Here is a 21,078-nt window from a genome sequence, read left to right on the forward strand (position 1 = left end):
GGCTCAGGCGCGGAGGGTCTTATGCGGATCGGCAGTCTGGCTCTCGATCCTCTCGTCAGCATCACGCGCTCCCGTGCGTCGGCAGGGGCGGTGGGGGCTTCTCCATCGACTGCCCTCGAAACCCCCAATCGTTCTTCTGGCACCTCTTCACGTTCGTCTGAGCAGGGTTCATCCAGCAAAAGCACCGAGCTGAGCCAGGAAGACCAGCAGCGTGTCGCCGAACTGGTCAGCACCGATCGCAAGGTCCGTGCCCACGAGCAGGCACATGCCTCGGTGGGTGGCCGCTATGCCAGCGCCCCCAGCTATGACTTCGAACGCGGCCCCGACGGCCTCGACTATGCGGTCAGTGGTGAAGTCAGCATCGATGCCAGCCCGGTGGCCAATGACCCCGAGGCCACCCTCGTCAAGATGGACATCGTGCAGCGTGCGGCCCTCGCACCTGCCGACCCGTCCGCACAGGACCGCCAGGTGGCGGCACGGGCTGCCGGCCATGCCGCCGAGGCTCGGGTTGAGCTCGCCCGGCTGCGCCTGGAGGAGGCAAACGGTGGGCGCGCCGCCAACGCGACGCAGCCCTTCAGCACGGCCAATGCCCCCAGCGACCTGAGTCTCTACGCACAAATTGCCCAAACGGAACAGAGCCCGCCCTTGCTGGACACCCGTGCCTGACGGCACCGCGTGGATGCTTGACAAGGGTCTGTGCGAAACGTATGTTTCAAACACCTGTTTGATTGCGGGCGGCACCCTGCAGCCGGCAACGACTACCGTGAAGTTGTAAGCGACCGATTCACCGGTCACCTAACTAGGAACCACCGTAGAGGTTTACCGCTATGCCTGATTACAAGGCCCCCTTGCGTGATATCCGCTTCGTTCGCGATGAACTGCTTGGCTACGAAGCGCACTATCAGAGCCTGCCTGGCTGCCAGGACGCCACCCCGGACATGGTCGACGCCATCCTCGAGGAAGGCGCCAAGTTCTGTGAGCAGGTGATCGCTCCGCTGAACCGCGTCGGTGATACCGAAGGCTGCACCTGGTCCGCCGAGGGCGTTAAGACCCCGACCGGTTTCAAGGAAGCCTACAAGCAGTTCGTCGAAGGCGGCTGGCCGAGCCTGGCCCACAACGTCGAGCACGGTGGCCAAGGCCTGCCGGAGTCCCTGGGCCTGGCCATCAGCGAGATGGTCGGTGAGGCCAACTGGGCGTGGGGCATGTACCCCGGCCTGTCCCACGGCGCGATGAACACCATCGAGCAGCACGGCACCGACGAGCAGAAGCACACCTACCTGACCAAGCTGGTTTCCGGTGAGTGGACCGGCACCATGTGCCTGACCGAGCCGCACTGCGGCACCGACCTGGGCATGCTGCGCACCAAGGCCGAGCCCCAGGCCGATGGCACCTACAAGGTGTCCGGCACCAAGATCTTCATCTCCGCTGGCGAACACGACATGGCCGACAACATCGTCCACATCGTGCTGGCCCGCCTGCCCGACGCCCCTGCGGGCACCAAGGGCATCTCCCTGTTCATCGTGCCGAAGTTCATGCCGACCGCCGAAGGCGGCGTCGGTGCGCGCAACGCCGTGACCTGTGGCTCCATCGAGCACAAGATGGGCATCCACGGCAACGCCACCTGCGTGATGAACTTCGACGGCGCCACCGGCTTCCTGATCGGCCCGGCGAACAAGGGCCTGAACTGCATGTTCACCTTCATGAACACCGCTCGCCTGGGTACCGCGCTGCAAGGCCTGGCCCACGCCGAGATCGGTTTCCAGGGTGGCATCAAGTACGCCCGCGAGCGTCTGCAGATGCGTTCCCTGACCGGCCCGAAAGCGCCGGACAAGGCCGCTGACCCGATCATCGTCCACCCGGACGTGCGTCGCATGCTGCTGACCATGAAGGCCTTCGCCGAAGGCAACCGCGCCATGGTGTACTTCACCGCCAAGCAGGTGGACATCGTCAAGTACAGCCAGGACGAGGAAGAGAAGAAAGCCGCCGACTCCCTGCTGGCTTTCCTGACCCCCATCGCCAAGGCCTTCATGACCGAAGTCGGCTTCGAAGCCGCCTCCCACGGCATGCAGATCTACGGTGGCCACGGCTTCATCAGCGAGTGGGGCATGGAGCAGAACCTGCGTGACTGCCGCATCTCCATGATGTACGAGGGCACCACCGGCGTTCAGGCGCTCGACCTGCTGGGCCGCAAGATCCTCATGACCCAGGGCGAAGCGCTGAAGGGCTTCACCAAGATCGTCCACAAGTTCTGCCAGGCCAACGAGAGCAACGAAGCCGTCAAGGAATTCGTCGAGCCGCTGGCCAAGCTGAACAAGGAGTGGGGCGAGGTCACCATGAAGGTCGGCATGGCCGCCATGAAGGACCGCGAGGAAGTCGGTGCCGCTTCGGTGGACTACCTGATGTACTCCGGCTACGCCTGCCTGGCCTACTTCTGGGCCGACATGGCTCGCCTGGCTGCCGAGAAACTGGCTGCCGGCGAAGGCGACGCCGCCTTCTACAAGGCCAAGCTGCAGACCGCGCGCTTCTACTTCAAGCGCATCCTGCCGCGTACCCGCACCCACGTGGAAACCATGCTGTCCGGCGCCAGCAACCTCATGGACCTGGCCGAGGAAGACTTCGCCCTGGGCTACTGAGTTCTGCGTGTCTAGAAGGAGCCCGCCTTTCGGCGGGCTTCTTCATTTCCGGTCCCCTGCCGGGCACCGTGCGTCGTCCGGCTGAGTGCCAGTGATCGGCGGAAGTGCCATCATATGGCCTGCTTTCCAACCAGTCGGACCCAGACGCGTGCGGACACTCCCGTCATTCCGCTTCAGCCATTTCCTGCCGCCGCTGGCCCTGGTGCTCGGCGGTGCGGTGGCGGGGACCCTGGCGGACATGAACGAGTTCTTCGTCTCCCTGTTCAACGTCCTGCCCACCCTGCTGCTGTTGCTCGGCGGCTCGTTCTGCGCCGCCTATGGGCGCCTTCGCCAGCTCTTCCTGCTGGCCTCGATCTACATCGGCTACTACCTGCTGGACACCCAGGTCGACTACTTCCAGGCCGAGCGCGTGGTGCGGGAGGATGCGGCCCTGGTCTTCCACCTCACCAGCCTGGTGCTGCCGCTGCTGTTCGGCCTGTTCGGCTGCTGGCAGGAGCGCACCCACCTGCTGCAGGACTTCGTCGCCCGCAGCGCCGTCCTGCTGGCCACCCTCGGCGTGGTCATGGCCCTGGGGCGGAGCTACCCGGAGGCGATGCTGGCCTTCGTCACCCCCGTGCGCTGGCCGCTGCTGCACGGCAGCTGGATGAGCCTGGTGCAGCTCTCCTACTTCGCCTTCGTCATCGCCCTGCTGGCCCTCGGCATCGCCTACCTGCGCCAGCCCCGGCCGCAGCACGCCGCCCAGGTGATCGCCCTGGCGGGGCTCTGGTGGATGCTGCCGAAGGTGTTCATCCTGCCCCACGCCCTGCATGCGATGACCAGCCTGACCATGCTCGCCCTGACCGCCTCGGTGGCCCACGAGGCCTACCAGATGGCCTTCCGCGACGAACTGACCGGCCTGCCGGGGCGTCGCGCGCTCAACGAACGGCTGCAGCGGTTGGGGCGCAACTACGTGCTGGCCATGACCGACGTGGACCACTTCAAGAAGTTCAACGACACCTACGGCCACGACGTCGGCGACCAGGTGCTGCGCATGGTCGCCAGCCAACTGCGGCGGGTCGGCGGGGGCGGCAAGGCCTACCGCTACGGCGGCGAGGAATTCACCATCGTCTTCGCCGGCAAGAGCATGGAGGAATGCCAGCCCCACCTGGAGGCCGTGCGCGAGGCCATCGAGCGTTATGCCCTGCACCTGCGTGACCGCGACAGCCGGCCTAAGAACGACCAGCAGGGCCGCGCCAAGCGCGGTGCGGCGGCGGCCCAGAGCGTCTCGGTGACCATCAGCATCGGCGTGGCCGAACGCGACGCCGAGCAGCGCACCCCGGAAGAGGTGATCAAGGCCGCCGACCAGGCGCTGTACAGCGCCAAGAGCGCCGGGCGCAACCGCGTCTTCCTCCACGGCCAGGCGCGCCGGGGCGCCGTGCGGGTGCGCCAGACGGCCACCTGAACGGCCGGTTATGGCGCTGCATTCAGCGCCCGCAGCGTCGTTGTCGAGGGGGTGCCCAGCCTTTAGGGTCCGCAGGATTGGCGCCGAGCCTGGCGCAGCCAAGGAGACCCTGCCATGCCCGAGTACAAGGCCCCCCTGCGCGACATGCGCTTCCTCACCGACGAGCTGTTCGACTTCCCCGCCACCTACACCGCCATTGGCGCCAGTGATGCCAGCCCCGACATGGTCGCCGCAATCCTCGAAGAAGGCGCCAAGTTCTGCGAGCAGGTGCTCTCGCCGCTGAACCGCTCCGGTGACGAAGAGGAATGCCAGTGGAAGGATGGCGTGGTCACCACGCCCAAGGGCTTCAAGGAAGCCTTCGCCCAGTACGTCGAGGGCGGCTGGAACGGTCTCTCCGCCGATCCCACCTACGGTGGCCAGGGCCTGCCGCACTCCCTCGGGCTGATCGTCAGCGAGATGGTCGCCTCCGCCAACCAGTCCTGGGCCATGTACCCGGGCCTGACCCATGGCGCCATGTCCGCCATCCATGCCCACGGCAGCGAAGAACAGAAGCAGACCTACCTGACCCGCCTCACTGAAGGCCGCTGGACCGGCACCATGTGCCTGACCGAGCCCCACTGCGGCACCGACCTCGGCATCATCAAGACCCGCGCCGTGCCCCAGGCCGATGGCAGCTACGCCATCTCCGGCACCAAGATCTTCATCTCCGCCGGCGAGCACGACATGAGCGAGAACATCGTTCACCTCGTCCTGGCCAAGCTGCCCGACGCCCCCGCCGGCACCAAGGGCATCTCCCTGTTCATCGTGCCCAAGTTCCTGCCCCGGGGAGACGGCATCGGCGAGCGCAACGCCGTGTCCTGCGGCTCCATCGAACACAAGATGGGCATCAAGGCATCCGCCACCTGCGTGATGAACTTCGACAGCGCCACCGGCTTCCTCATCGGCGAGGCCAACAAGGGCCTGAACTGCATGTTCACCATGATGAACCACGCCCGCCTGGGCACCGGCATGCAGGGCCTCTGCCTCGGCGAGGCCAGCTACCAGGGCGCCGTGCGCTACGCCACCGAACGCCTGCAGATGCGCGCCCTGACCGGGCCCAAGGCGCCGGACAAGCCTGCCGACCCGATCATCGTCCACCCGGACGTACGCCGCATGCTGCTGACCATGCGCGCCTTCAACGAGGGCAACCGCGCCCTGGCGTACTTCACGGCCCAGCAACTGGACATCGCCCACGGCGCCGAAAGCGCCGAAGAGCGCGAGCAGGCCGAGAACCTGCTGGCCTTCCTCACCCCCATCTGCAAGGCCTTCATGACCGAGACCGGCCTCGAAGCCACCAACCTCGGCATGCAGGTGTTCGGCGGCCACGGCTACATCCGCGAGTGGGGCATGGAGCAACTGGTGCGCGACTGCCGCATCGCCCCCATCTACGAGGGCACCAACGGCATCCAGGCCCTCGACCTGCTGGGCCGCAAGGTCCTGGGCAGCCAGGGCAAGCTGCTGATGGGCTTCACCAAGCGTGTCCACCAGTTCTGCCAGGCCCAGGCCGAGCACCCGCAACTCAAGGCCCAGGTGGCGCAACTGGCCGACCTCAACCGCCAGTGGGGCGAACTGACCCAGCGCATCGGCATGGCGGCGATGAAGAACCCCGACGAAGTCGGCGCCGCCTCCGTGGACTACCTGATGTACAGCGGCTACATCGTGCTGGCCTACTTCTGGCTGCAGATGGCGGTGGTCGCTCGCCAACAGCTGGACGCCGGCACCGGCGAAGCCGCCTTCTACGAAGCGAAGCTGCTCACCTGCGACTTCTACTTCAAGCGCCTGCTGCCCCGTACCGCCGCCCACAAGGCCGCCGCGGAAGCCGGCAGCGACTGCCTGATGGCCCTCTCCGCCGAGCAGTTCGCCCTCTGACGGCCTATCGTCAGAACGACCGGGCCCGCCGCGTGCGGGCCTTTTCACAAGGGTCAAGCTGGGTGACTGATCTATTTTATCTGGTCACGCACTGACCCTATGTGTCTGTCGAGTTGTTCGGATACACTGCCGGCCTGTTCCGTGAAACCGGCCTGACCGGCCACCTGAGAGTTCCTGCGAGGTTTGCACATGGCTGACTACAAAGCGCCCCTGCGCGATATGCGCTTCGTCCTCAATGAAGTCTTCGACGTCGCCAAGCTCTGGTCCGAAATGCCAGCCCTGGCCGAGGTGGTCGATGCCGATACCGCGTCGGCGATCCTGGAAGAGGCCGGCAAGGTCACCAGCGGCGTCATCGCACCGCTGAACCGTTCCGGCGACGAAGAAGGTTGCCAGTGGAACGACGGCCGCGTGAGCACCCCGGCCGGCTTCCCCGAGGCCTACCGCACCTACGCCGAAGGCGGCTGGGTTGGCGTCGGTGGCGACCCGGTGTTCGGTGGCATGGGCATGCCCAAGGTCATCTCCGCCCAGGTGGAAGAGATGGTGAACTCCGCCAACCTGTCCTTCGGCCTCTACCCGATGCTGACCGCCGGTGCCTGCCTCTCCATCAACGCCCACGCCAGCGAAGAGCTGAAGCAGAAGTACCTGCCGAACATGTACGCCGGCACCTGGGCAGGCTCCATGTGCCTCACCGAGCCCCATGCCGGTACCGACCTCGGCATCATCCGCACCAAGGCCGAACCCCAGGCCGACGGCAGCTTCAAGATCACCGGCACCAAGATCTTCATCACCGGTGGCGAGCACGACCTGACCGAGAACATCATCCACCTGGTGCTCGCCAAGCTCCCCGACGCACCGGCCGGTCCCAAGGGCATCTCCCTGTTCCTGGTGCCCAAGGTGCTGGTGAACGAAGATGGCTCCCTGGGCGAGAAGAACAGCCTGTCCTGCGGCTCCATCGAGCACAAGATGGGCATCAAGGCCTCCGCCACCTGCGTGATGAACTTCGACGGCGCCACCGGCTGGATCGTCGATGCACCGAACAAGGGCCTGGCCGCGATGTTCACCATGATGAACTACGAGCGCCTGGGCGTCGGCATCCAGGGCCTGGCCACCGGCGAGCGTTCCTACCAGAGCGCCATCGAATACGCCCGCGAGCGTATCCAGAGCCGCGCCCCGACCGGCCCGGTCGCCAAGGACAAGGCCGCCGACCCGATCATCGTCCACCCGGACGTGCGCCGCATGCTGCTGACCATGAAGGCCTTCAACGAAGGTGGCCGTGCGTTCTCCAGCTACGTGGCCCTGCAACTGGACACCGCCAAGTACAGCGAGGACCCGGTCGTGCGCAAGCGCGCCGAGGAACTGGTCGCCCTGCTCACCCCGGTGGCCAAGGCCTTCCTGACCGACCTCGGCCTGGAAACCACCGTCCACGGCCAGCAGGTCTTCGGCGGCCACGGCTTCATCCGCGAGTGGGGCCAGGAGCAACTGGTACGCGACTGCCGCATCACCCAGATCTACGAAGGCACCAACGGCATCCAGGCCCTGGACCTCGCCGGCCGCAAGGTGGTGGGCAGCGGCGGTGCGTTCTACAAGCACTTCGCCGACGAGGTGAAGGCCTTCGCCAGCGGCGCGTCGGCCGAACTGGCCGAGTTCACCGAGCCGCTGAAGGCCGCCATCGCCAACCTGGACGACCTTACCGCCTGGCTGCTGGAGCGCGCCAAGACCAACCCCAACGAGATCGGCGCCGCTTCCGTGGAGTACCTCCAGGTCTTCGGCTACACCGCCTATGCCTACATGTGGGCGCTGATGGCCCGCGCCTCCCTGGGCAAGGAAGGCCAGGACGAGTTCTACGCCAGCAAGCTCGGCACCGCGCGCTTCTACTTCGCCCGCCTGCTGCCGCGCATCCACTCCCTGACCGCCTCGGTCAAGGCCGGCAGCGACTCGCTCTACCTGCTGGACGCCGCGCAGTTCTAAGGCGCAGCGTGAATGAAGAAGCCCCGCCTTGGCGGGGCTTTTTCATTCATTGGGGAATCAGTTTGTCCACCAGCGCCGGGTCATCGATGAAGCGATTGCGCGTGCCCTGCAGGGCGGCGATGCGGTCGTTGCGGGCGCGCTCGGCGGCGTCGGGCGGGTCCTGGCGGTGCCACTGCTTGAAGACCTGCACCTGGCCGACGATGGGCAGGCCGTACTCCACATGCATATAGAAGATGGCGCGGGCGACGTTGCCCTTGGCTTCGTCCCTCGGCTCCATCAGCTGGAAGCTGCTCTTCAGCGGGCAGTCATCGATGGTGCGCGCGGAGGCGGCGTCACCCACCACGCCGAACAGCGCGTTGCGTCGCGCCAGTTCCACCCGTGCCAGCTCGGGGTAGAGGTTGTGCAGGTCGGCCAGCATGTAGGGGTACTGCGGGTTCGCCTCGCGGCACTGGGCGTCGGTCACGCAGCGCAGGGCGCTCTTGATCTGCTTGATGGCGTAGACCGGGCTGGCCGCCAACAGGCCGCTTTCGCCCTGGAAGGGCTTGCCGCAATAGAGCGTGGTGTCGGGGCCGGCGTAGAGCTGTTTCCAGAAGGCCTCGCGGATCGCGGCCTTGGGGTCTGGCAATCGATTCTGGCCACCGGCAAACAGTGGGCTGGAGACGGCAAGGGCTGCCAGGGAGAGGGCTATCGCAACGACGCGCATGGTGATGACCCAGGGTGACGCCCCTTGTAGGGCTTGTTGTTATTCGGGACTGGTGGAGTCTAGCAAGTGGGTTTTGCCAAGACAAAACCAAGCGATCGCTTGCTTGGGTTCGCAAATTGCCCCGTATGAATCGATTGAATGTGATGGGCGCACCATTTGTAGGGTCATGTAAGAGAATGCTTACAAGATCTGACGGCTATAGCTGCTATCGCCGCTTGGTAGGCCTCACTAATCTACACGCCATAGGACGCCGCGCAGGAAGCGCACTGAAAAACACGGATGCAGTGGATTCTCCGCCAGGATGGCGGTTGATCAGGGATGTCAGGGAAACAAGTCTGCAGAAACCCCGCTTCGGCGGGGTTTTTCTTTTGCGCGTTCAAACGCCTTCCCAGGGCGGCGCCGGGACTTTCTCCAGCAGGCTGTGCAGCAGTTCCAGGGTGGCCTGCTGGCGCTGGGCATCGCGGAATACCAGCCCCACCTTCAGCGGCACGCGCGGTTCGCTCAGGGGCTTCCACAGCAGGTACTGGTTGGCGTGCATCTGCCGTGCCCGTCCGGGTAGCACGGTGGCCAGCTGGGTATGGGGCAGGCTGTCGAGGATGCCGGCCATCTGGTTCAGCTCCGCCTGCACGTTGGGCCGGCGGCCGATCAACGCCAGTTGCTCCTGCCAGATCTGCCGCACGCGGAACTCCTCGCCCAACAGCAGCATCGGCAGTTCCGCCGCCTGGCTCAGCGATACCTTCTTGAACTCCCGCAACGGGTGCTCCGTGGGGATCACCAGTTGCAGCTCGTCTTCGTAGAGCAGCCGGCTGTGCAGGCCGGGCTGTCGCGGTGGCAGGAAGCCGATGCCGATGTCCAGGGTCCCCGTCAGCAGGCGCCGCTCGATGTCCAGCCCGGACAGCTCGTAGATCTGCACCACCAACTGCGGCTGGGCCTCCCGCAGCCGCTCCAGCAGCAGCGGCACTAGGCTGGCGTTGACCGTCTGCAGCACGCCGATGGCCAGGCTGCGCGGTGCCTGGCCGCGGAACCCGCGCAGCGCTTCGCGGGCACGTTCCAGGCCATCCAGCAGCGGTAGCGCATGGCTGTACAGCGTGTGGGCGGCGAGGGTTGGCAGCAGGCGCTTGCCGCTGCGCTGGAACAGGCTTACGTCCAGCCCCTGTTCCAGTTGGCGGATCTGCTGGGAAAGCGCCGGCTGGGACAGGCTCAGGCGCTCGGCTGCCCGGCCCACATGGCCTTCTTCATAGAGCGCGACGAAGTAGCGAAGCTGGCGAAAATCCATAAGCCCTGCTTATCGATAAAGCTGGAAAATCGAAATGGCCCGGCAACCCCGAAGCACCTAGCCTAAGCAGCACAGAGACTGTATCTCGCGCTGGAGAGGGCGAATGTCCGGGATCGTAGTGCAAGGCGTTTTCATAGGCAAAGCCGAAGATATCGGCGGTGGGCTCAGCAGCGCGGTCGACAAGCAGCCGGTGAACCACCGGCTGTGGCTGTGGCCCCAGGGGCTCGGCAGCGACGAGCAGGGCGACCAGCGTTTCCACGGTGGCCCCGAGCGCGCCCTGCACCATTACCCGGCCGAGCACTACCGCTACTGGCGCAAGCATTACCGCCACCTGGCCTGGAAGGCGCCGAGCTTCGGCGAGAACCTTTCCACCTACGGCCTCACCGAGGACCAGGTGTGCATCGGCGACATCTTCCGCTGGGGCGGCGCCCTGCTGCAGGTCAGCCAGCCGCGCTCGCCGTGCTATCGCCTGAGCCGTCGCTGGGGCATCCCGGCGCTGCCGGAGCAGGTGCAGGAGACCGGCCGTTGCGGCTGGTTCTACCGCGTGCTGCGCCCCGGCTTCGTCAGCCTCGACAGCACCCTGGAACTGGTCCAGCGCTCCTACCCGGGCCTGACCGTAGCCCACGCCATCCAGAGCTACTTCCACTACCCGCTGGAGCACGCCGGCCTGCAGCAGCTGCAGCAATGCTCGGCACTCTCCTCCCGCTGGCGCGACACCGCCGCCCGCCGCCTCGCCACCGGCGTGGTGGAGGACTGGAGCGCCCGCCTGCAAGGGCTGCCGCTGGAGGGGATGCGGGCATGAGCGACTACCGCATCGGCCTGCGCCGCGACCAGGTGCTGCTGGCGGAGCTGTCGGTCAACCAGGCCCGCTACGTCGAGGTGACCCGCGAGCTGCGCGCCCGTTTCCCCCGAGAAGAGGGCTTCAGCCTGCACATCGAGCGCCGCCGCGAGCTGCGCCGCATCCTCGAACAGGGTCCGGAAGGGTTGCGCCTGCTGGGCATCGAATACCGCCATGAAGAGGTACCCGACCATGCGTGACCCGCTCGCCGGCATGCGCCTGATGAAGACCGTGGAGCGTCCCGAACAGGTCTTCGTCCGCGGCCAGGGCTCCTGGCTCTGGGATGCCGACGGTCGCGCCTACCTGGACTTCACCCAGGGCTGGGCGGTGAACAGCCTCGGCCACAGCCCCAGCGTCGTGGTAGACGCCCTGCGGCGCCAGGCCGAAGCGGTGATCAACCCCGGACCGGCGTATTACAACCGCAGCCTGCTCAAGCTGGCCTCGCGCCTGTGCCAGGCCACCGACAGCGACCAGGTCTACTTCCTCAACAGCGGCGCCGAGGCCAACGAAGGCGCCATCAAGCTGGCGCGCAAATGGGGCCAGGTGCACCGGGGCGGCGCCTACCGCATCGTCACCGCCTGCAACAGCTTCCACGGACGCACCCTGGCCACCATGTCGGCCTCCGGCAAGCCGGCCTTCGAGCACCTGTTCGAGCCCAAGCTGCCGGGCTTCACCAAGGTGCCCTACAACGACCTGGAGGCCCTCGAAGCCGCCGTCGACGACGAGACCGTGGCCGTCATGCTGGAGCCGGTCCAGGGCGAGGCCGGAGTCATCCCCGCCACCCTCGACTACCTGCAGGGCGCCGAGCGCCTGTGCCGTGCCAGGGGCGTGCTGCTGATCCTTGACGAGGTGCAGACCGGCGTCGGCCGCTGCGGCACCCTGCTGGCCGAGGAGCTGTATGGCATCCGTGCCGACGTCATCACCCTCGGCAAGGGGCTGGGCGGCGGTGTACCCCTGGCCGCGCTGCTGGCCCGGGGCAATGCCTGCTGTTTCGAACCCGGCGAGCAGGGCGGCACCTACCATGGCAATGCCTTGATGACCGCTGCGGGGCTGGCGGTGCTGAAGACCGTGCTGGAGCCCGGCTTTCTCGAACAGGTGCGCGAGGTGTCCCAGCACCTGCGCGAGGGGCTCGCCCGGGTGGCGCGCCGCCACGGCCACGGTCCCCTGCGTGGTCATGGGCTGATGGTGGGCATGCCGCTGATCCACCAGTCGGCCACGCGGGTGGCCCGCCAGGCGCTGGAGGACGGGTTGCTGATCAACGCGCCCCAGGCCGACTGCCTGCGCTTCACCCCGGCGCTGAACGTCAGCCTCGCCAACGTCGACGAAATGCTCAAACGCCTCAACCGCGCGCTTTCCCTGGCCCGCAGCAAAGAACCGGAGATCGCCTGACATGCGTGTCGCCATCCTTCAGCACGTCCCCTTCGAAGGCCCCGGGCGTATCGCCCAGTGGCTGGAGCTGCGCGCCGCACAGGCGCGGATCTACCCCCTCCACGCCGATGGTCGCCTGCCCGCGCTGGAGGACTTCGACCTGCTGGTGGTGCTCGGTGGCCCGATGAGCGTGCACGACGAGGCGCTCTACCCCTGGCTCCGGGAAGAGAAGGCGCTGATCCGTGCGGCGCTGGAGGGCGAAAAGCGCGTGCTGGGCATCTGCCTGGGCGGCCAGTTGCTGGCCGAAGCGCTGGGCGCCGAGGTACGCCCCGGCGAGGTTGAGATCGGCTGGTGGCCCCTGGAGAAGAACCCCCTGGCCGACCGCTCTCCGCTCGGGCGAATGCTGCCTCAGCGCCTGCTGGCCCTGCACTGGCACGGCGAGACCTTCGGGCTGCCGGATGGCGCGATTCCGCTCTACGGCTCTGCCGCCTGTGCCAACCAGGGGTTCGTCTGGCGCGAGCACGCCATTGCCCTGCAATGCCACCTGGAAAGCACCCCGGAGAGCATCGAAGCCTTGTTGCTGGCCTGTCCGGAGGACCTGGCGCGACCGGGCTCGGTGGAGGATGCCGCCGCGATCCGTGATGGCTACCCCCAGTGCAGTGCCTTGGCGCCGACGCTGTTCCGCCTGCTGGACTACCTCACCGGTCCCCACGCCGTGCTGACCTGATTCCCTTCTCGAGTCCTTTTTCTCAACCGCCCGGCGGCCCTGCCCTTTGCCCCGGGCGGTTTTTCTTGGTGCGGACCTGACGCGGTTCGCGCAGCTCGCCGCATCCTGCGGACGTGACCGTGGCGTAGGGGGGATCGCGCTTCATCGATCCATCGCTTCCCTGGGCTGAAGCCCAGGCTACGAGGGCGTCACCACGGGGTTGAGGCGCACGGGCCCAGCCGCGATTGGTGGATGGAAAAAGCGCCATTCACCTTGCGCCGTGGCCATCGCAGCAGGAGGCGGGGAATGCTGGGGAGTCGCCGTAGGATGGGCTGAGCTGTGCGAAGCCCATCACTCCCGGCGCGCTTCAGACCAGGGGACCGTAGAGGGCGGCGCGGCGGTCGTTGAGGTAGGTCAGGGCCTGGCGGGAGCGCTCCAGCAGGTCCCGACGCAGGTCGGCGAAGGCCAGGGTTTCCTCGCGGCCGCAGACAGCGGCCAGGCTGCCGTCCGGGGCGCTGACGCTGGAGAGGCCGCAATAGCGGATTTCGCCTTCGGCGCCACAGTAGTTGGCGTAGGCCAGGTAGCACTGGCTTTCGTAGGCGCGGGCGCGTACCAGCACCTCGCAAACGAAGTCGAAGGGCACCATGTTCGCCGTGGGCACCAGCACCGCGTCTGCGCCGGCCAGGGCCAGGCGGCGCACGTTCTCGGGGAATTCCACGTCGTAGCAGACCAGCAGCCCCAGCTTCCAGCCCTCCAGCTCCACCAGCGGGGACAGGTCCTCGCCTGCGCTGAACATGCCCCGGTCCAGCTCGCCGAACAGGTGGGTCTTGCGGTAGTGGCCGAGGCGTTCGCCCCGGGCATCGATCAGTTGCACCGCGTTGTACAGCGCGCCGGTGTCATCCCGCTCCGGGTAGCCGTAGAGCACGGCTATGCCGTGCTCCCGGGCGATGCCGGCGATGCGTGCTGCCCAGTCTCCGTCGGCCGGCTGGGCCAGGCGCTGCACCGCCTCCAGGCCGATGTCGTAGCCGCTGAGGAACATCTCCGGCGTGATCAGCAATCGCGCCCCATGCCGGGCCGTTTCGGCCGCCCGTTGGTGCAGGCGTTCAAGGTTGGCCTCCGGGTCCAGGGGCAGCGGCGGGCATTGGTAGAGGGCGATGCGCATGGGGCTCTCCTGTCAGTCCGGCAGGGCGATGGGGCCGAGTTCGGCGAAGCAGTCGCCCGGGCCGGGGTTGTCCGCCGGGGTGCTGCCGCCGAAGTGGCGCATGATGCCCCACACCGCGTTGAGCGAGGTCTGCACCGCGCCTTCGACCCAGGCCGGCGTCCAGGACACATCGTCGCCTGCGATGAAGATGCCGCGCTGTTCGGCGGGCATGTCGTCCTGCATGAAGTGGGCGTACATGCGCTGGTTGTAGCGGTAGTGGCCCGGCAGCGCGCCCTTGAAGGCGCCGAGGAAGTGCGGGTCGGCCTCCCAGGAGACGGTGATCGGGTCGCCGATGATGTGGCTGGCGATGTCCACGTCCGGGTAGATCTTCTTCAGCGCGTCGAGGGCCAGCTTCACGCGCTTCTCCACCGGGTGCGGCAGCATCTTCAGGGCGTCGCTCATCCAGGAGTAGGACAGGCAGATCACCCCCGGCTTGTCATCGCCGTTGTCGAACAGGTAGGTGCCACGGGTGAGGCGGTCGGTGAGGGTCATGCTCAGGGTGTCACGGCCGGTCTGCGGGTCCTTGTCCTTCCAGAACGGCCGATCAACCATCACGAAGGTCTTCGACGACTGCATGTAGCGGGTGCGGTCCAGGGCCATCCACAGCTTCTGCGAGAACAGCGACTCCTCGCACTCGATCTGGGTGGTCAGCAGCCAGGTCTGGCAGGTGGCGAGCACGGCGGCGTAGTGGCGGGTGTCGCCCCAGGTGTCGGTGACCGCCAGGCGACCGTCAGCGGCGCGGACGATGCGCTTGACCCCCGGCCGCGCCGCGCCGTTGTGTAGCGACGCCAGGCTGGTGCCCGCCGGCCAGTGCACGCAGCGCTCCGGCGCATGGCGCCAGATGCCCATGGGTACCTGCTGCACACCGCCGACGATCAGGTGCTGGTTGTCGTCGCAGGCGGTCATCACCACGCGGAAGATCTCCAGCATGGAGTTGGGGAAGTCCGAGTCCCAGCCGCCGGTGCCGAAGCCCACCTGGCCGAACACCTCGCGGTGGTGGAAGGAGAGCTGGGCGAAGGCCTTGGAGCTGGCGACGAAGTCATAGAAGGTGCGGTCGTCCCAGAGCGGCACCAGGGTGTTCCACAGGGCTTTCAGGCGCTTCACGTCGCGGTCGCGGATGGCCTGCTGGATCTCGCCGAACTGCGCGCCGTCCTCCAGGGCATCGGCCCAGGCGTCGGCCACTTCCTGGAACAGCGCCGGCAGGTCCGCCAGCTTCTCCGCATAGTAGGTCTTGCCCTCGATGTCGATCACCGTGCTGCCGGAGGCCGGGGTGAGCGGGTTGGGGAAGGGCTGGGTCTTGAGGCCGAGCATGTCCACGTAGTGGTAGAAGGCCGTGGACGAGGCCGGGAAGCGCATGCCGCCCAGCTCGGCGATGATCCCGTCGGTGCCCTCGAAGGCCTGCGAGCGCAGGCGCCCACCCATCTTCGAGGCCTCGTAGACCACCGGCTTCAAGCCCATCTTCATCAGCTCGTAGGCCGCCACCAACCCGGCGATGCCGGCACCGACGATGGCTACCTCGGCGCCGTGGTGCTCGGCCGGGATGCTGCCCAGGCCGGCGGGGTGGCGGATCCAGTCGTCGAAGGCGAAGGGGAAGTCCGGGCCGAAGATGGTGATGGGGTTCTTGCCGTCGGCGGGGTGGCGGTTGTTGTTGTGCATGGCGACCTGCGAGGGATGTTGGAGGGGCTGTCTGTGCAGCGTTGGCGCCATTCTAGGGGGGCTGAATTTCGTCCATAAGACGATTTGTGTCGTCATTAAGCTGGTTGTGCATTCAAAACGACGAGAGATTTTAGCTAAGTGACGAGGTGATCTAGGTGGGTATCGGATTCCTAGGAAATTTCCATTAAGTCGTAGGTTTACGGCTTTCACGAAGAAGGGAGTCACCTCGGAACGTCCCGACAAGCTGATCAGCCATCATGCGGGCCTTCATATCCGGGACACAGGGAGATGCCTCATGGGAAGTTGGCGTAGTCGTTCACTGATCCTTTTTGGCGTGCTGTGGGCAGCCTCCATGCAGCAGGCCTGGGCGGTACAGGCGTACTGCAAGCGGAACTCTCCTTCAATGACTACCTGGGCTCCCCTACCAACAACTTTGGCCATACCCAGGGATCTACCGAACGGACATGTGTTGTTCGACACCCAGGGTTGGATCCAGGCCGGATGGGTTGATGTCACCTGTGGTGGTTTCCTACAGCACGGCAACATGTACTTGAGGTATGGCTATACAAGCGGAGCCAGCGTTCCTGGCTTTCCCAATGTCTATCCCACAGGTGTCCCGGGCGTAGGGATCAGAGTGGCTTGGTCCAGGGTGGCGGGTTCAGTTCCTCCTGAGATGTCCGGCGGCCAGTGGATTGGCAGCCCGAAAAAAGTGGAGGACTTGCCACGTGGTCGATACACCCCTGCCAGCAACTGGTGGATTCAGTTGATCAAGACAGGTTCGATTTCCACGGGCACTTACAGAATTCCGGAAGTGCAAGTGCACTATCAGGACGAGCTTACAAACGCGCTGAAATTTCGAGAGATTGAGTTGGTAAGTCGGGCTCGTGGTTGCAAGTTGCTCAACTCGCCTCAAGAAGTACGTCTCGGTACTGCATCGATAAAGGATTTCCAAGGTCTCGGAAGTACTTCCAAGCCTAGGGATTTCGAAATCGCTCTCGACTGTGAGCCTGATGTCTCGGTTAGTTACAGCATCAATGGGTTGCCCGCCGCTGAGTCTAACTCCACGCTGCAGAACTCCGTGGGCTGGGATGGGGAAGGCAAACCGATGGCGAGAGGGGTTGGTATTCAGTTGCTGAAACGGCACGGTTCGGCTGAACCCATTTTGATCGGTAAGGAATTCGAGTTTCGCCGCAGTTCGGCCGTGGGTTCTTCGATAATGAGTATTCCGCTGACAGCTCAGTACCGGCAGGTCGAGAGCACCGTCATTCCCGGAAAGGTCCTGACCTCAGCCACTATCACCCTCCTATACCGCTGACCCGTCAGGCCGGCCCCGGCAGGGGCTGGCCGCGGTCGATCTTGCAACTGAGGATGATGGAGGTGGTGGTGCGCTCCACCCCTTCCACATTGCCGATCTCGTCCAGCAACTGGTCCAGCCGCTCTGGTGATTCGGCGCGCAGCCAGGCCACGTAGTCGAACTCCCCACTCACCGTGCACAGCAACTGCACCTCGGCCATTCCAGTCAGGCGGCGCAGCACGTCCTTGCCGCTGCGTGGCCGCACGGTGATGCCCACGTAGGCCTGCAGGCCGCCTTCCGCCACGCGCTGGCCCAGGCGCACGCCATAGCCGCTGATCACCCCGCTGCGCTCCAGCCGCGCCAGGCGCGAGTTCACCGTGGTACGGGCGATGCCCAGGCGGCGGGCGAGGGTGGCGACGCTTTCGCGGGCGTTGATCTGCAGCGCGGCGATCAGCTGGCGGTCAGTTTCATCAAGGGCGTGCTGGATGTATTCGGGCATCGTGGGTATCGGTTACCGGTTGGGCCAATGGCGCACAGGTTGATGTAAGGGGTGAAACGGGTCGGTGAGGTATTGATAGGGCCCTACGGCTGGAGGGGCCAGGGCCGATTTACCGCACTGTGACGGATACCTAGCATGCCTGCTCCGCTTGATGTATGGAGAGCACAGTTGATCACGCCGTCTCGACTTCTGATGTATCTCTTGGTGGTCGCGCTGTTCCCCGTGATGGGGGTAGTGAGCCCCCATGCGCTGGGCTGCAGCCTGAAGCGCGGCCAGAGTACCAACTTCACGTTCCCCAGCCCCCTCCATGTGCCCCGCGACCTGCCGATCGGTGGTGTCATCTACGACACCCATGGCTGGATCGGCTCCGGTGATGCCTATGTGGACTGCATGGGGCTCTTCCAGCACTACATCGGGACGGGCTTTATTTCCGGCCCCAGTGAAGTCAAGGTACCTGGCAAGACGGACGTCTACGCCACCGGCCTGCCGGGTGTCGGCATCCGGGTTGCCTGGTCCATCAACCTGGACACCCCCGCCCACATGGAAGGCGGGGAGATGATGCGCTCTGCACGGCGCCGAACGCCAATCCCGCGAAACCACTATTCACCCGCGCAACGCTGGTGGATCCAGCTGATCAAGACCGGCCCGATCAACTCGGGCGTCCTCAGCATGAATCCGGTGCGGATCTACTACGACGATGAGCTGACCAACCAGCTCAACTTTCTCTCGTCGCAGGTGGTGTTCCAGAAGCGTGGCTGTGTGGCGACCGGCGCAACGCAGACGGTCACGCTGCTGCAGTCCAATATCGGCCAGTTCAAGGGGATCGGCTCAACGGCGCGCCCCCGAATCTTCAGCATCGATCTCGACTGCGATGAAGGGGTCAATGTGTCCTACTGCATCGATGGGTTGCCTGCTACCGAGTCGGTACTCAAGAACAGCACAGGCCCCGGACAGGCAAACGGTATCGGCGTTCAGCTGCTGAAAGGGGATGGGGTGCAGCCGTTATTGCTGGGGGAAAAACATGTTCTGGGTACAGCCGACAGGCCGAACAGCAATATGAAAATCGAGCTCCAGGCCCGCTACTACCAGTTCCAGGAGCAGATCAGGCCGGGATTCATCGTGACCAATGCAACGGTCACCCTGTACTACGAGTAACGGCCGGGTCGCCGATACGACGTACGCACCAGCTGCCGAGCCCGGGCTTGGCCTGCTTCCGGCAGCGCTCACGGCGTTGCTCGCCTCACTCGTAGTACAGCGTCAGGTGCACCAGCGCCTCCACTGTGCCCGGAACCACCTCGGTGTCGAGCTGGTAATAGCGTGCCGTGAGCGGGATGTTGAGGAGCGCGCCCCGGTCTGGCCCCAGGGCGGTGTAGAAGACCTTCTCGCCGAACACCACCGGGGTGCCGTTGCTGTCCCTGAGCAGTTGCACCCCCACTCCCCGCGCTGTGCCCCGTGTATCGCTGCTGTGCACCACCGAAGGCGATGCCTTGAGCGGGGCGTCCAGGCTGTAGGAGAGGCGCAGGTCCGGGTCGCACTCCAGGGGAATCTGAAAATTCGTCGGCCGCGCGGTTGAGCCCGGCCCGGTGAAGTCCCGTAGCTGGGCCTTGGCCATGCGTACGTCCAGGGACGAGTTCTGCAACCGGCATCCGCGTTTCTGGTAGATCACCTGGCTCGCCGGGAACACCAGCTCGTTAGTCAGGAGGTTGTGGTAGTAGTTGCGGATCGGCGCGATCTGGTAAGTGCCCGAGGCGATGGGCCCGGTCTTGATCAACTGGATCCACCAGCGCTGGGCCGGCGCATAGGTGTCCCGCGAAATCTGTGTGGTGGAGCGCGGGATGGTCATGTAGATCCCGCCGTCCATGCCCGCCGGACGGGACTGGGGGTTGTTGTTCCAGGCCACCTTGATGCCGACCCCTGGCACGCCGGTCTCGTAGACATGCTCCAGGCCGGTGGCCTTGGTGTTGCCGGTGAAGCCCAGATCGAGCCAGAAGGTGCCGAAGCCCGAGCAGCGCGCCGACGCCTGACCGCCGCCGACCCAGCCCCCCGAGTCATGCAGCACGGTACCGACCGGTGCGTCCCGCTGGATTGTGAGGGTGGCGGGGAGTGGATAGCTGGTCTTCAACCCCGACCCGGAGCAACTGGCTCCCAGGGCGAGGCCGGACATTGCCAGCAGCGCAAGCACACTGCCGGACGCAAGGCACAGGGATGTGTTCATGGAAGGCACCGTGAACGAGGAGGAGGGGACTCTTAGAGAGCGACCGGAATCGGCCGCGCCATAACGCCACGCGATGCGCCGAGCAGGCCGCAGCTCCCCTGCGACAGGCTCGGCGTCTATGCGGCAGGGCGCCCGGCGGGACTCGGCGGTGAGACTCAACAGGGGCCGGTCATGCCGCCGTCGGTAATGGCCTACAGGGTCGCAAGGTTGAAAGGAATGCTGTCTGACGGAATGAGGCTAGGGCGATGGGTAGACTTCACGCCCCTTGTTCCGCCGGTCATCCGCATGAAACACACCGCATTCCGCCAGATGGCAGGTGCCTTGGGGCTCTTGCTGATGTCGAGCCTTGCCTGGGGAGCCAGTTGTTCCGGTGACCCGCCACTGAGGACCTTTCATACCCTGCCGGCAGTGATCACCCAGCAGCGGGATGCCCCCCTGGGCACGGTGCTCTATGACACCAATGGGTGGGTTGGGGCCGGGCAGTTCGTCAACGTGACCTGCCGTGGCCCAGGCACCCTCTGGATGACCGATGGCTTCCGTGGCGGCATGGTCAAGACCGACTACGAGCATGTCTACGAGTCCGGCGTACCCGGTATCGGCATCAAGGTGTCGTGGGCCAACAACGCGCGCAACCCGCCCAGCTCCATGAGCGGAGGGCGCTACATGGTCGACCCACCGCGCGAACTGCAGATATCCGCTACCACCTACGTACCCGCCCAGATGTGGTGGATCCAGCTGATCAAGATCGGTCCGATCCAATCCGGCACCTTCAAGATCAACCCGGTGCGGGTCTTCTATCACAACATGCTGACTAACGAGCTCAACTTCACCCCCAGCCAGGTGGTCTTCAACCAGCAGGGCTGCCGTGTGCAGAACAAGGCCCTCACAGTGCCGATGCCCACGGCCGGCGTGCAGCGCTTCCAGGGTATCGGCAGTACCACGGGTGAGCGGCTGTTCGACATTCCCCTGGAATGCGACCCAAACATTCGTATCTCCTATCGGCTAGACGGGCTGACGTCTGGGGAATCGGTCTTGAAGAACAGCACGGGCGCCGGCATGGCCAAGGGCGTAGGGGTGCAGATTCTCAAGGGGAGCGGCGGCGGTACTCCGTTGGTACTGGGCGCCAATGCCTACCACATGGATATGGGCGCTGTAGGCGGCCTCAGCAAGATCCCCCTTGTGGCTCGCTACTACCAGCTAGAGCCCAGCGTCATGCCTGGCAGCGTGATCACCACCGCCACCCTTACGCTGTTCTACGAGTGAGTCGATTGATCGTCCTACGGCGCTCGCCTACAGACGTGGCGGTCACGCCGGACGCCTAGCCGACAGGGAGAGACGGAGCGAATCATTAGAATTCGCCCCCCATTTTTCC

At 65.5% G+C, this 21,078-nt stretch carries 18 protein-coding genes; 12 read left to right on the plus strand and 6 right to left on the minus strand.

Annotation, left to right across the window (positions count from 1 at the left end):
• The first annotated feature begins 21 nt into the window (after positions 1–21).
• From BM198_RS02040 to BM198_RS02060, 5 genes are all read left to right on the plus strand, one after another.
• Positions 22–666 (plus strand): putative metalloprotease CJM1_0395 family protein, encoded by a 645-nt coding sequence (locus BM198_RS02040; RefSeq protein ID WP_074967374.1) that lies wholly within the window; start codon positions 22–24, stop codon positions 664–666.
• 161 nt (positions 667–827) lie between these two features.
• A complete protein-coding gene (locus tag BM198_RS02045; protein WP_044411932.1) occupies positions 828–2,633 on the plus strand; it encodes a phenylacyl-CoA dehydrogenase in 1,806 nt (601 codons plus the stop codon).
• 148 nt (positions 2,634–2,781) lie between these two features.
• Positions 2,782–4,074 (plus strand): GGDEF domain-containing protein, encoded by a 1,293-nt coding sequence (locus BM198_RS02050; protein ID WP_074967376.1) that lies wholly within the window; start codon positions 2,782–2,784, stop codon positions 4,072–4,074.
• Positions 4,075–4,188: 114 nt separating this feature from the next.
• Positions 4,189–5,982: an acyl-CoA dehydrogenase C-terminal domain-containing protein gene (locus BM198_RS02055; RefSeq protein ID WP_074967378.1), complete on the plus strand. Its 1,794-nt coding sequence runs from the start codon at positions 4,189–4,191 to the stop codon at positions 5,980–5,982.
• A gap of 189 nt (positions 5,983–6,171) precedes the next feature.
• Positions 6,172–7,950 carry an acyl-CoA dehydrogenase C-terminal domain-containing protein gene (locus tag BM198_RS02060; protein WP_044411940.1) on the plus strand — a complete coding sequence of 593 codons (1,779 nt, stop codon included), beginning with the start codon at positions 6,172–6,174 and terminating at the stop codon, positions 7,948–7,950.
• Positions 7,951–7,996: 46 nt separating this feature from the next.
• Here BM198_RS02060 and BM198_RS02065 read toward each other — a convergent pair whose 3' ends face one another.
• Entirely contained in the window at positions 7,997–8,653 is a 657-nt protein-coding gene (locus BM198_RS02065) for an endonuclease I family protein (protein WP_074967380.1), read from the minus strand.
• Positions 8,654–9,029: 376 nt separating this feature from the next.
• Positions 9,030–9,929, minus strand: a complete 900-nt coding sequence (locus tag BM198_RS02070) for a LysR family transcriptional regulator (RefSeq protein WP_074967382.1) — start codon at positions 9,927–9,929, stop codon at positions 9,030–9,032.
• 103 nt (positions 9,930–10,032) lie between these two features.
• Here BM198_RS02070 and BM198_RS02075 point away from each other — a divergent pair, with 103 nt between their 5' ends.
• From BM198_RS02075 to BM198_RS02090, 4 genes are read left to right on the plus strand one after another with little or no spacing between them, the layout of a single operon-like run.
• Positions 10,033–10,731 carry an MOSC domain-containing protein gene (locus tag BM198_RS02075; RefSeq protein ID WP_044411995.1) on the plus strand — a complete coding sequence of 233 codons (699 nt, stop codon included), beginning with the start codon at positions 10,033–10,035 and terminating at the stop codon, positions 10,729–10,731.
• Entirely contained in the window at positions 10,728–10,967 is a 240-nt protein-coding gene (locus BM198_RS02080) for a hypothetical protein (protein WP_044411998.1), read from the plus strand. Before BM198_RS02075 ends, BM198_RS02080 begins: the two co-directional genes overlap by 4 nt.
• The gene (locus BM198_RS02085) at positions 10,960–12,156 is read left to right on the plus strand and encodes an acetylornithine transaminase (RefSeq protein WP_074967384.1); all 1,197 of its coding nucleotides are present in this window, start codon (positions 10,960–10,962) and stop codon (positions 12,154–12,156) included. The genes BM198_RS02080 and BM198_RS02085 overlap by 8 nt, the downstream gene beginning before the upstream one ends.
• Position 12,157: 1 nt before the next feature.
• On the plus strand, positions 12,158–12,862 hold the full coding sequence (locus tag BM198_RS02090; protein WP_074967386.1) for a type 1 glutamine amidotransferase: 705 nt from the start codon (positions 12,158–12,160) through the stop codon (positions 12,860–12,862).
• A 346-nt stretch (positions 12,863–13,208) separates the two neighbouring features.
• On the opposite strand, the gene BM198_RS02095 is transcribed toward BM198_RS02090, so the two are convergent.
• Positions 13,209–14,003 carry a carbon-nitrogen hydrolase family protein gene (locus BM198_RS02095; RefSeq protein ID WP_074967387.1) on the minus strand — a complete coding sequence of 265 codons (795 nt, stop codon included), beginning with the start codon at positions 14,001–14,003 and terminating at the stop codon, positions 13,209–13,211.
• 12 nt (positions 14,004–14,015) lie between these two features.
• Complete coding sequence (locus tag BM198_RS02100; protein ID WP_074967389.1) at positions 14,016–15,698, minus strand: flavin monoamine oxidase family protein; 1,683 nt, start codon at positions 15,696–15,698, stop codon at positions 14,016–14,018.
• 469 nt (positions 15,699–16,167) lie between these two features.
• Here BM198_RS02100 and BM198_RS29300 point away from each other — a divergent pair, with 469 nt between their 5' ends.
• On the plus strand, positions 16,168–17,013 hold the full coding sequence (locus tag BM198_RS29300; RefSeq protein WP_167368440.1) for a fimbrial protein: 846 nt from the start codon (positions 16,168–16,170) through the stop codon (positions 17,011–17,013).
• Positions 17,014–17,017: 4 nt separating this feature from the next.
• Here BM198_RS29300 and BM198_RS02110 read toward each other — a convergent pair whose 3' ends face one another.
• Positions 17,018–17,491, minus strand: coding sequence for an Lrp/AsnC family transcriptional regulator (locus BM198_RS02110; RefSeq protein ID WP_074967393.1), 474 nt, complete (start codon positions 17,489–17,491; stop codon positions 17,018–17,020).
• A gap of 168 nt (positions 17,492–17,659) precedes the next feature.
• Here BM198_RS02110 and BM198_RS02115 point away from each other — a divergent pair, with 168 nt between their 5' ends.
• Positions 17,660–18,646: a fimbrial protein gene (locus BM198_RS02115; protein WP_167368441.1), complete on the plus strand. Its 987-nt coding sequence runs from the start codon at positions 17,660–17,662 to the stop codon at positions 18,644–18,646.
• 85 nt (positions 18,647–18,731) lie between these two features.
• On the opposite strand, the gene BM198_RS02120 is transcribed toward BM198_RS02115, so the two are convergent.
• Positions 18,732–19,706, minus strand: a complete 975-nt coding sequence (locus tag BM198_RS02120; RefSeq protein ID WP_083422296.1) for a fimbrial protein — start codon at positions 19,704–19,706, stop codon at positions 18,732–18,734.
• A 285-nt stretch (positions 19,707–19,991) separates the two neighbouring features.
• Between BM198_RS02120 and BM198_RS02125 the strand changes: the two genes are divergently transcribed.
• The gene (locus BM198_RS02125) at positions 19,992–20,969 is read left to right on the plus strand and encodes a fimbrial protein (protein ID WP_160479439.1); all 978 of its coding nucleotides are present in this window, start codon (positions 19,992–19,994) and stop codon (positions 20,967–20,969) included.
• The last annotated feature ends 109 nt before the right edge of the window (positions 20,970–21,078 follow it).

Origin of the sequence: Metapseudomonas otitidis (assembly GCF_900111835.1) — a bacterium.
Taxonomy (GTDB): Bacteria; Pseudomonadota; Gammaproteobacteria; order Pseudomonadales; family Pseudomonadaceae; genus Metapseudomonas; species Metapseudomonas otitidis.

Excerpts from the sequence above, each read along its gene's own strand:
- BM198_RS02090 (WP_074967386.1), top strand. The coding sequence starts at position 12,158 with ATGCGTGTCGCCATCCTTCAGCACGTCCCCTTCGAAGGCCCCGGGCGT.
- BM198_RS02075 (WP_044411995.1), top strand. The coding sequence starts at position 10,033 with ATGTCCGGGATCGTAGTGCAAGGCGTTTTCATAGGCAAAGCCGAAGAT.
- BM198_RS02125 (WP_160479439.1), top strand. The coding sequence starts at position 19,992 with ATGAAACACACCGCATTCCGCCAGATGGCAGGTGCCTTGGGGCTCTTG.
- BM198_RS02085 (WP_074967384.1), top strand. The coding sequence starts at position 10,960 with ATGCGTGACCCGCTCGCCGGCATGCGCCTGATGAAGACCGTGGAGCGT.
- BM198_RS02100 (WP_074967389.1), bottom strand. The coding sequence starts at position 15,698 with ATGCACAACAACAACCGCCACCCCGCCGACGGCAAGAACCCCATCACC.
- BM198_RS02110 (WP_074967393.1), bottom strand. The coding sequence starts at position 17,491 with ATGCCCGAATACATCCAGCACGCCCTTGATGAAACTGACCGCCAGCTG.
- BM198_RS02065 (WP_074967380.1), bottom strand. The coding sequence starts at position 8,653 with ATGCGCGTCGTTGCGATAGCCCTCTCCCTGGCAGCCCTTGCCGTCTCC.
- BM198_RS02095 (WP_074967387.1), bottom strand. The coding sequence starts at position 14,003 with ATGCGCATCGCCCTCTACCAATGCCCGCCGCTGCCCCTGGACCCGGAG.
- BM198_RS02070 (WP_074967382.1), bottom strand. The coding sequence starts at position 9,929 with ATGGATTTTCGCCAGCTTCGCTACTTCGTCGCGCTCTATGAAGAAGGC.
- BM198_RS02040 (WP_074967374.1), top strand. The coding sequence starts at position 22 with ATGCGGATCGGCAGTCTGGCTCTCGATCCTCTCGTCAGCATCACGCGC.
- BM198_RS02080 (WP_044411998.1), top strand. The coding sequence starts at position 10,728 with ATGAGCGACTACCGCATCGGCCTGCGCCGCGACCAGGTGCTGCTGGCG.
- BM198_RS02055 (WP_074967378.1), top strand. The coding sequence starts at position 4,189 with ATGCCCGAGTACAAGGCCCCCCTGCGCGACATGCGCTTCCTCACCGAC.
- BM198_RS02060 (WP_044411940.1), top strand. The coding sequence starts at position 6,172 with ATGGCTGACTACAAAGCGCCCCTGCGCGATATGCGCTTCGTCCTCAAT.
- BM198_RS02045 (WP_044411932.1), top strand. The coding sequence starts at position 828 with ATGCCTGATTACAAGGCCCCCTTGCGTGATATCCGCTTCGTTCGCGAT.
- BM198_RS02120 (WP_083422296.1), bottom strand. The coding sequence starts at position 19,706 with ATGAACACATCCCTGTGCCTTGCGTCCGGCAGTGTGCTTGCGCTGCTG.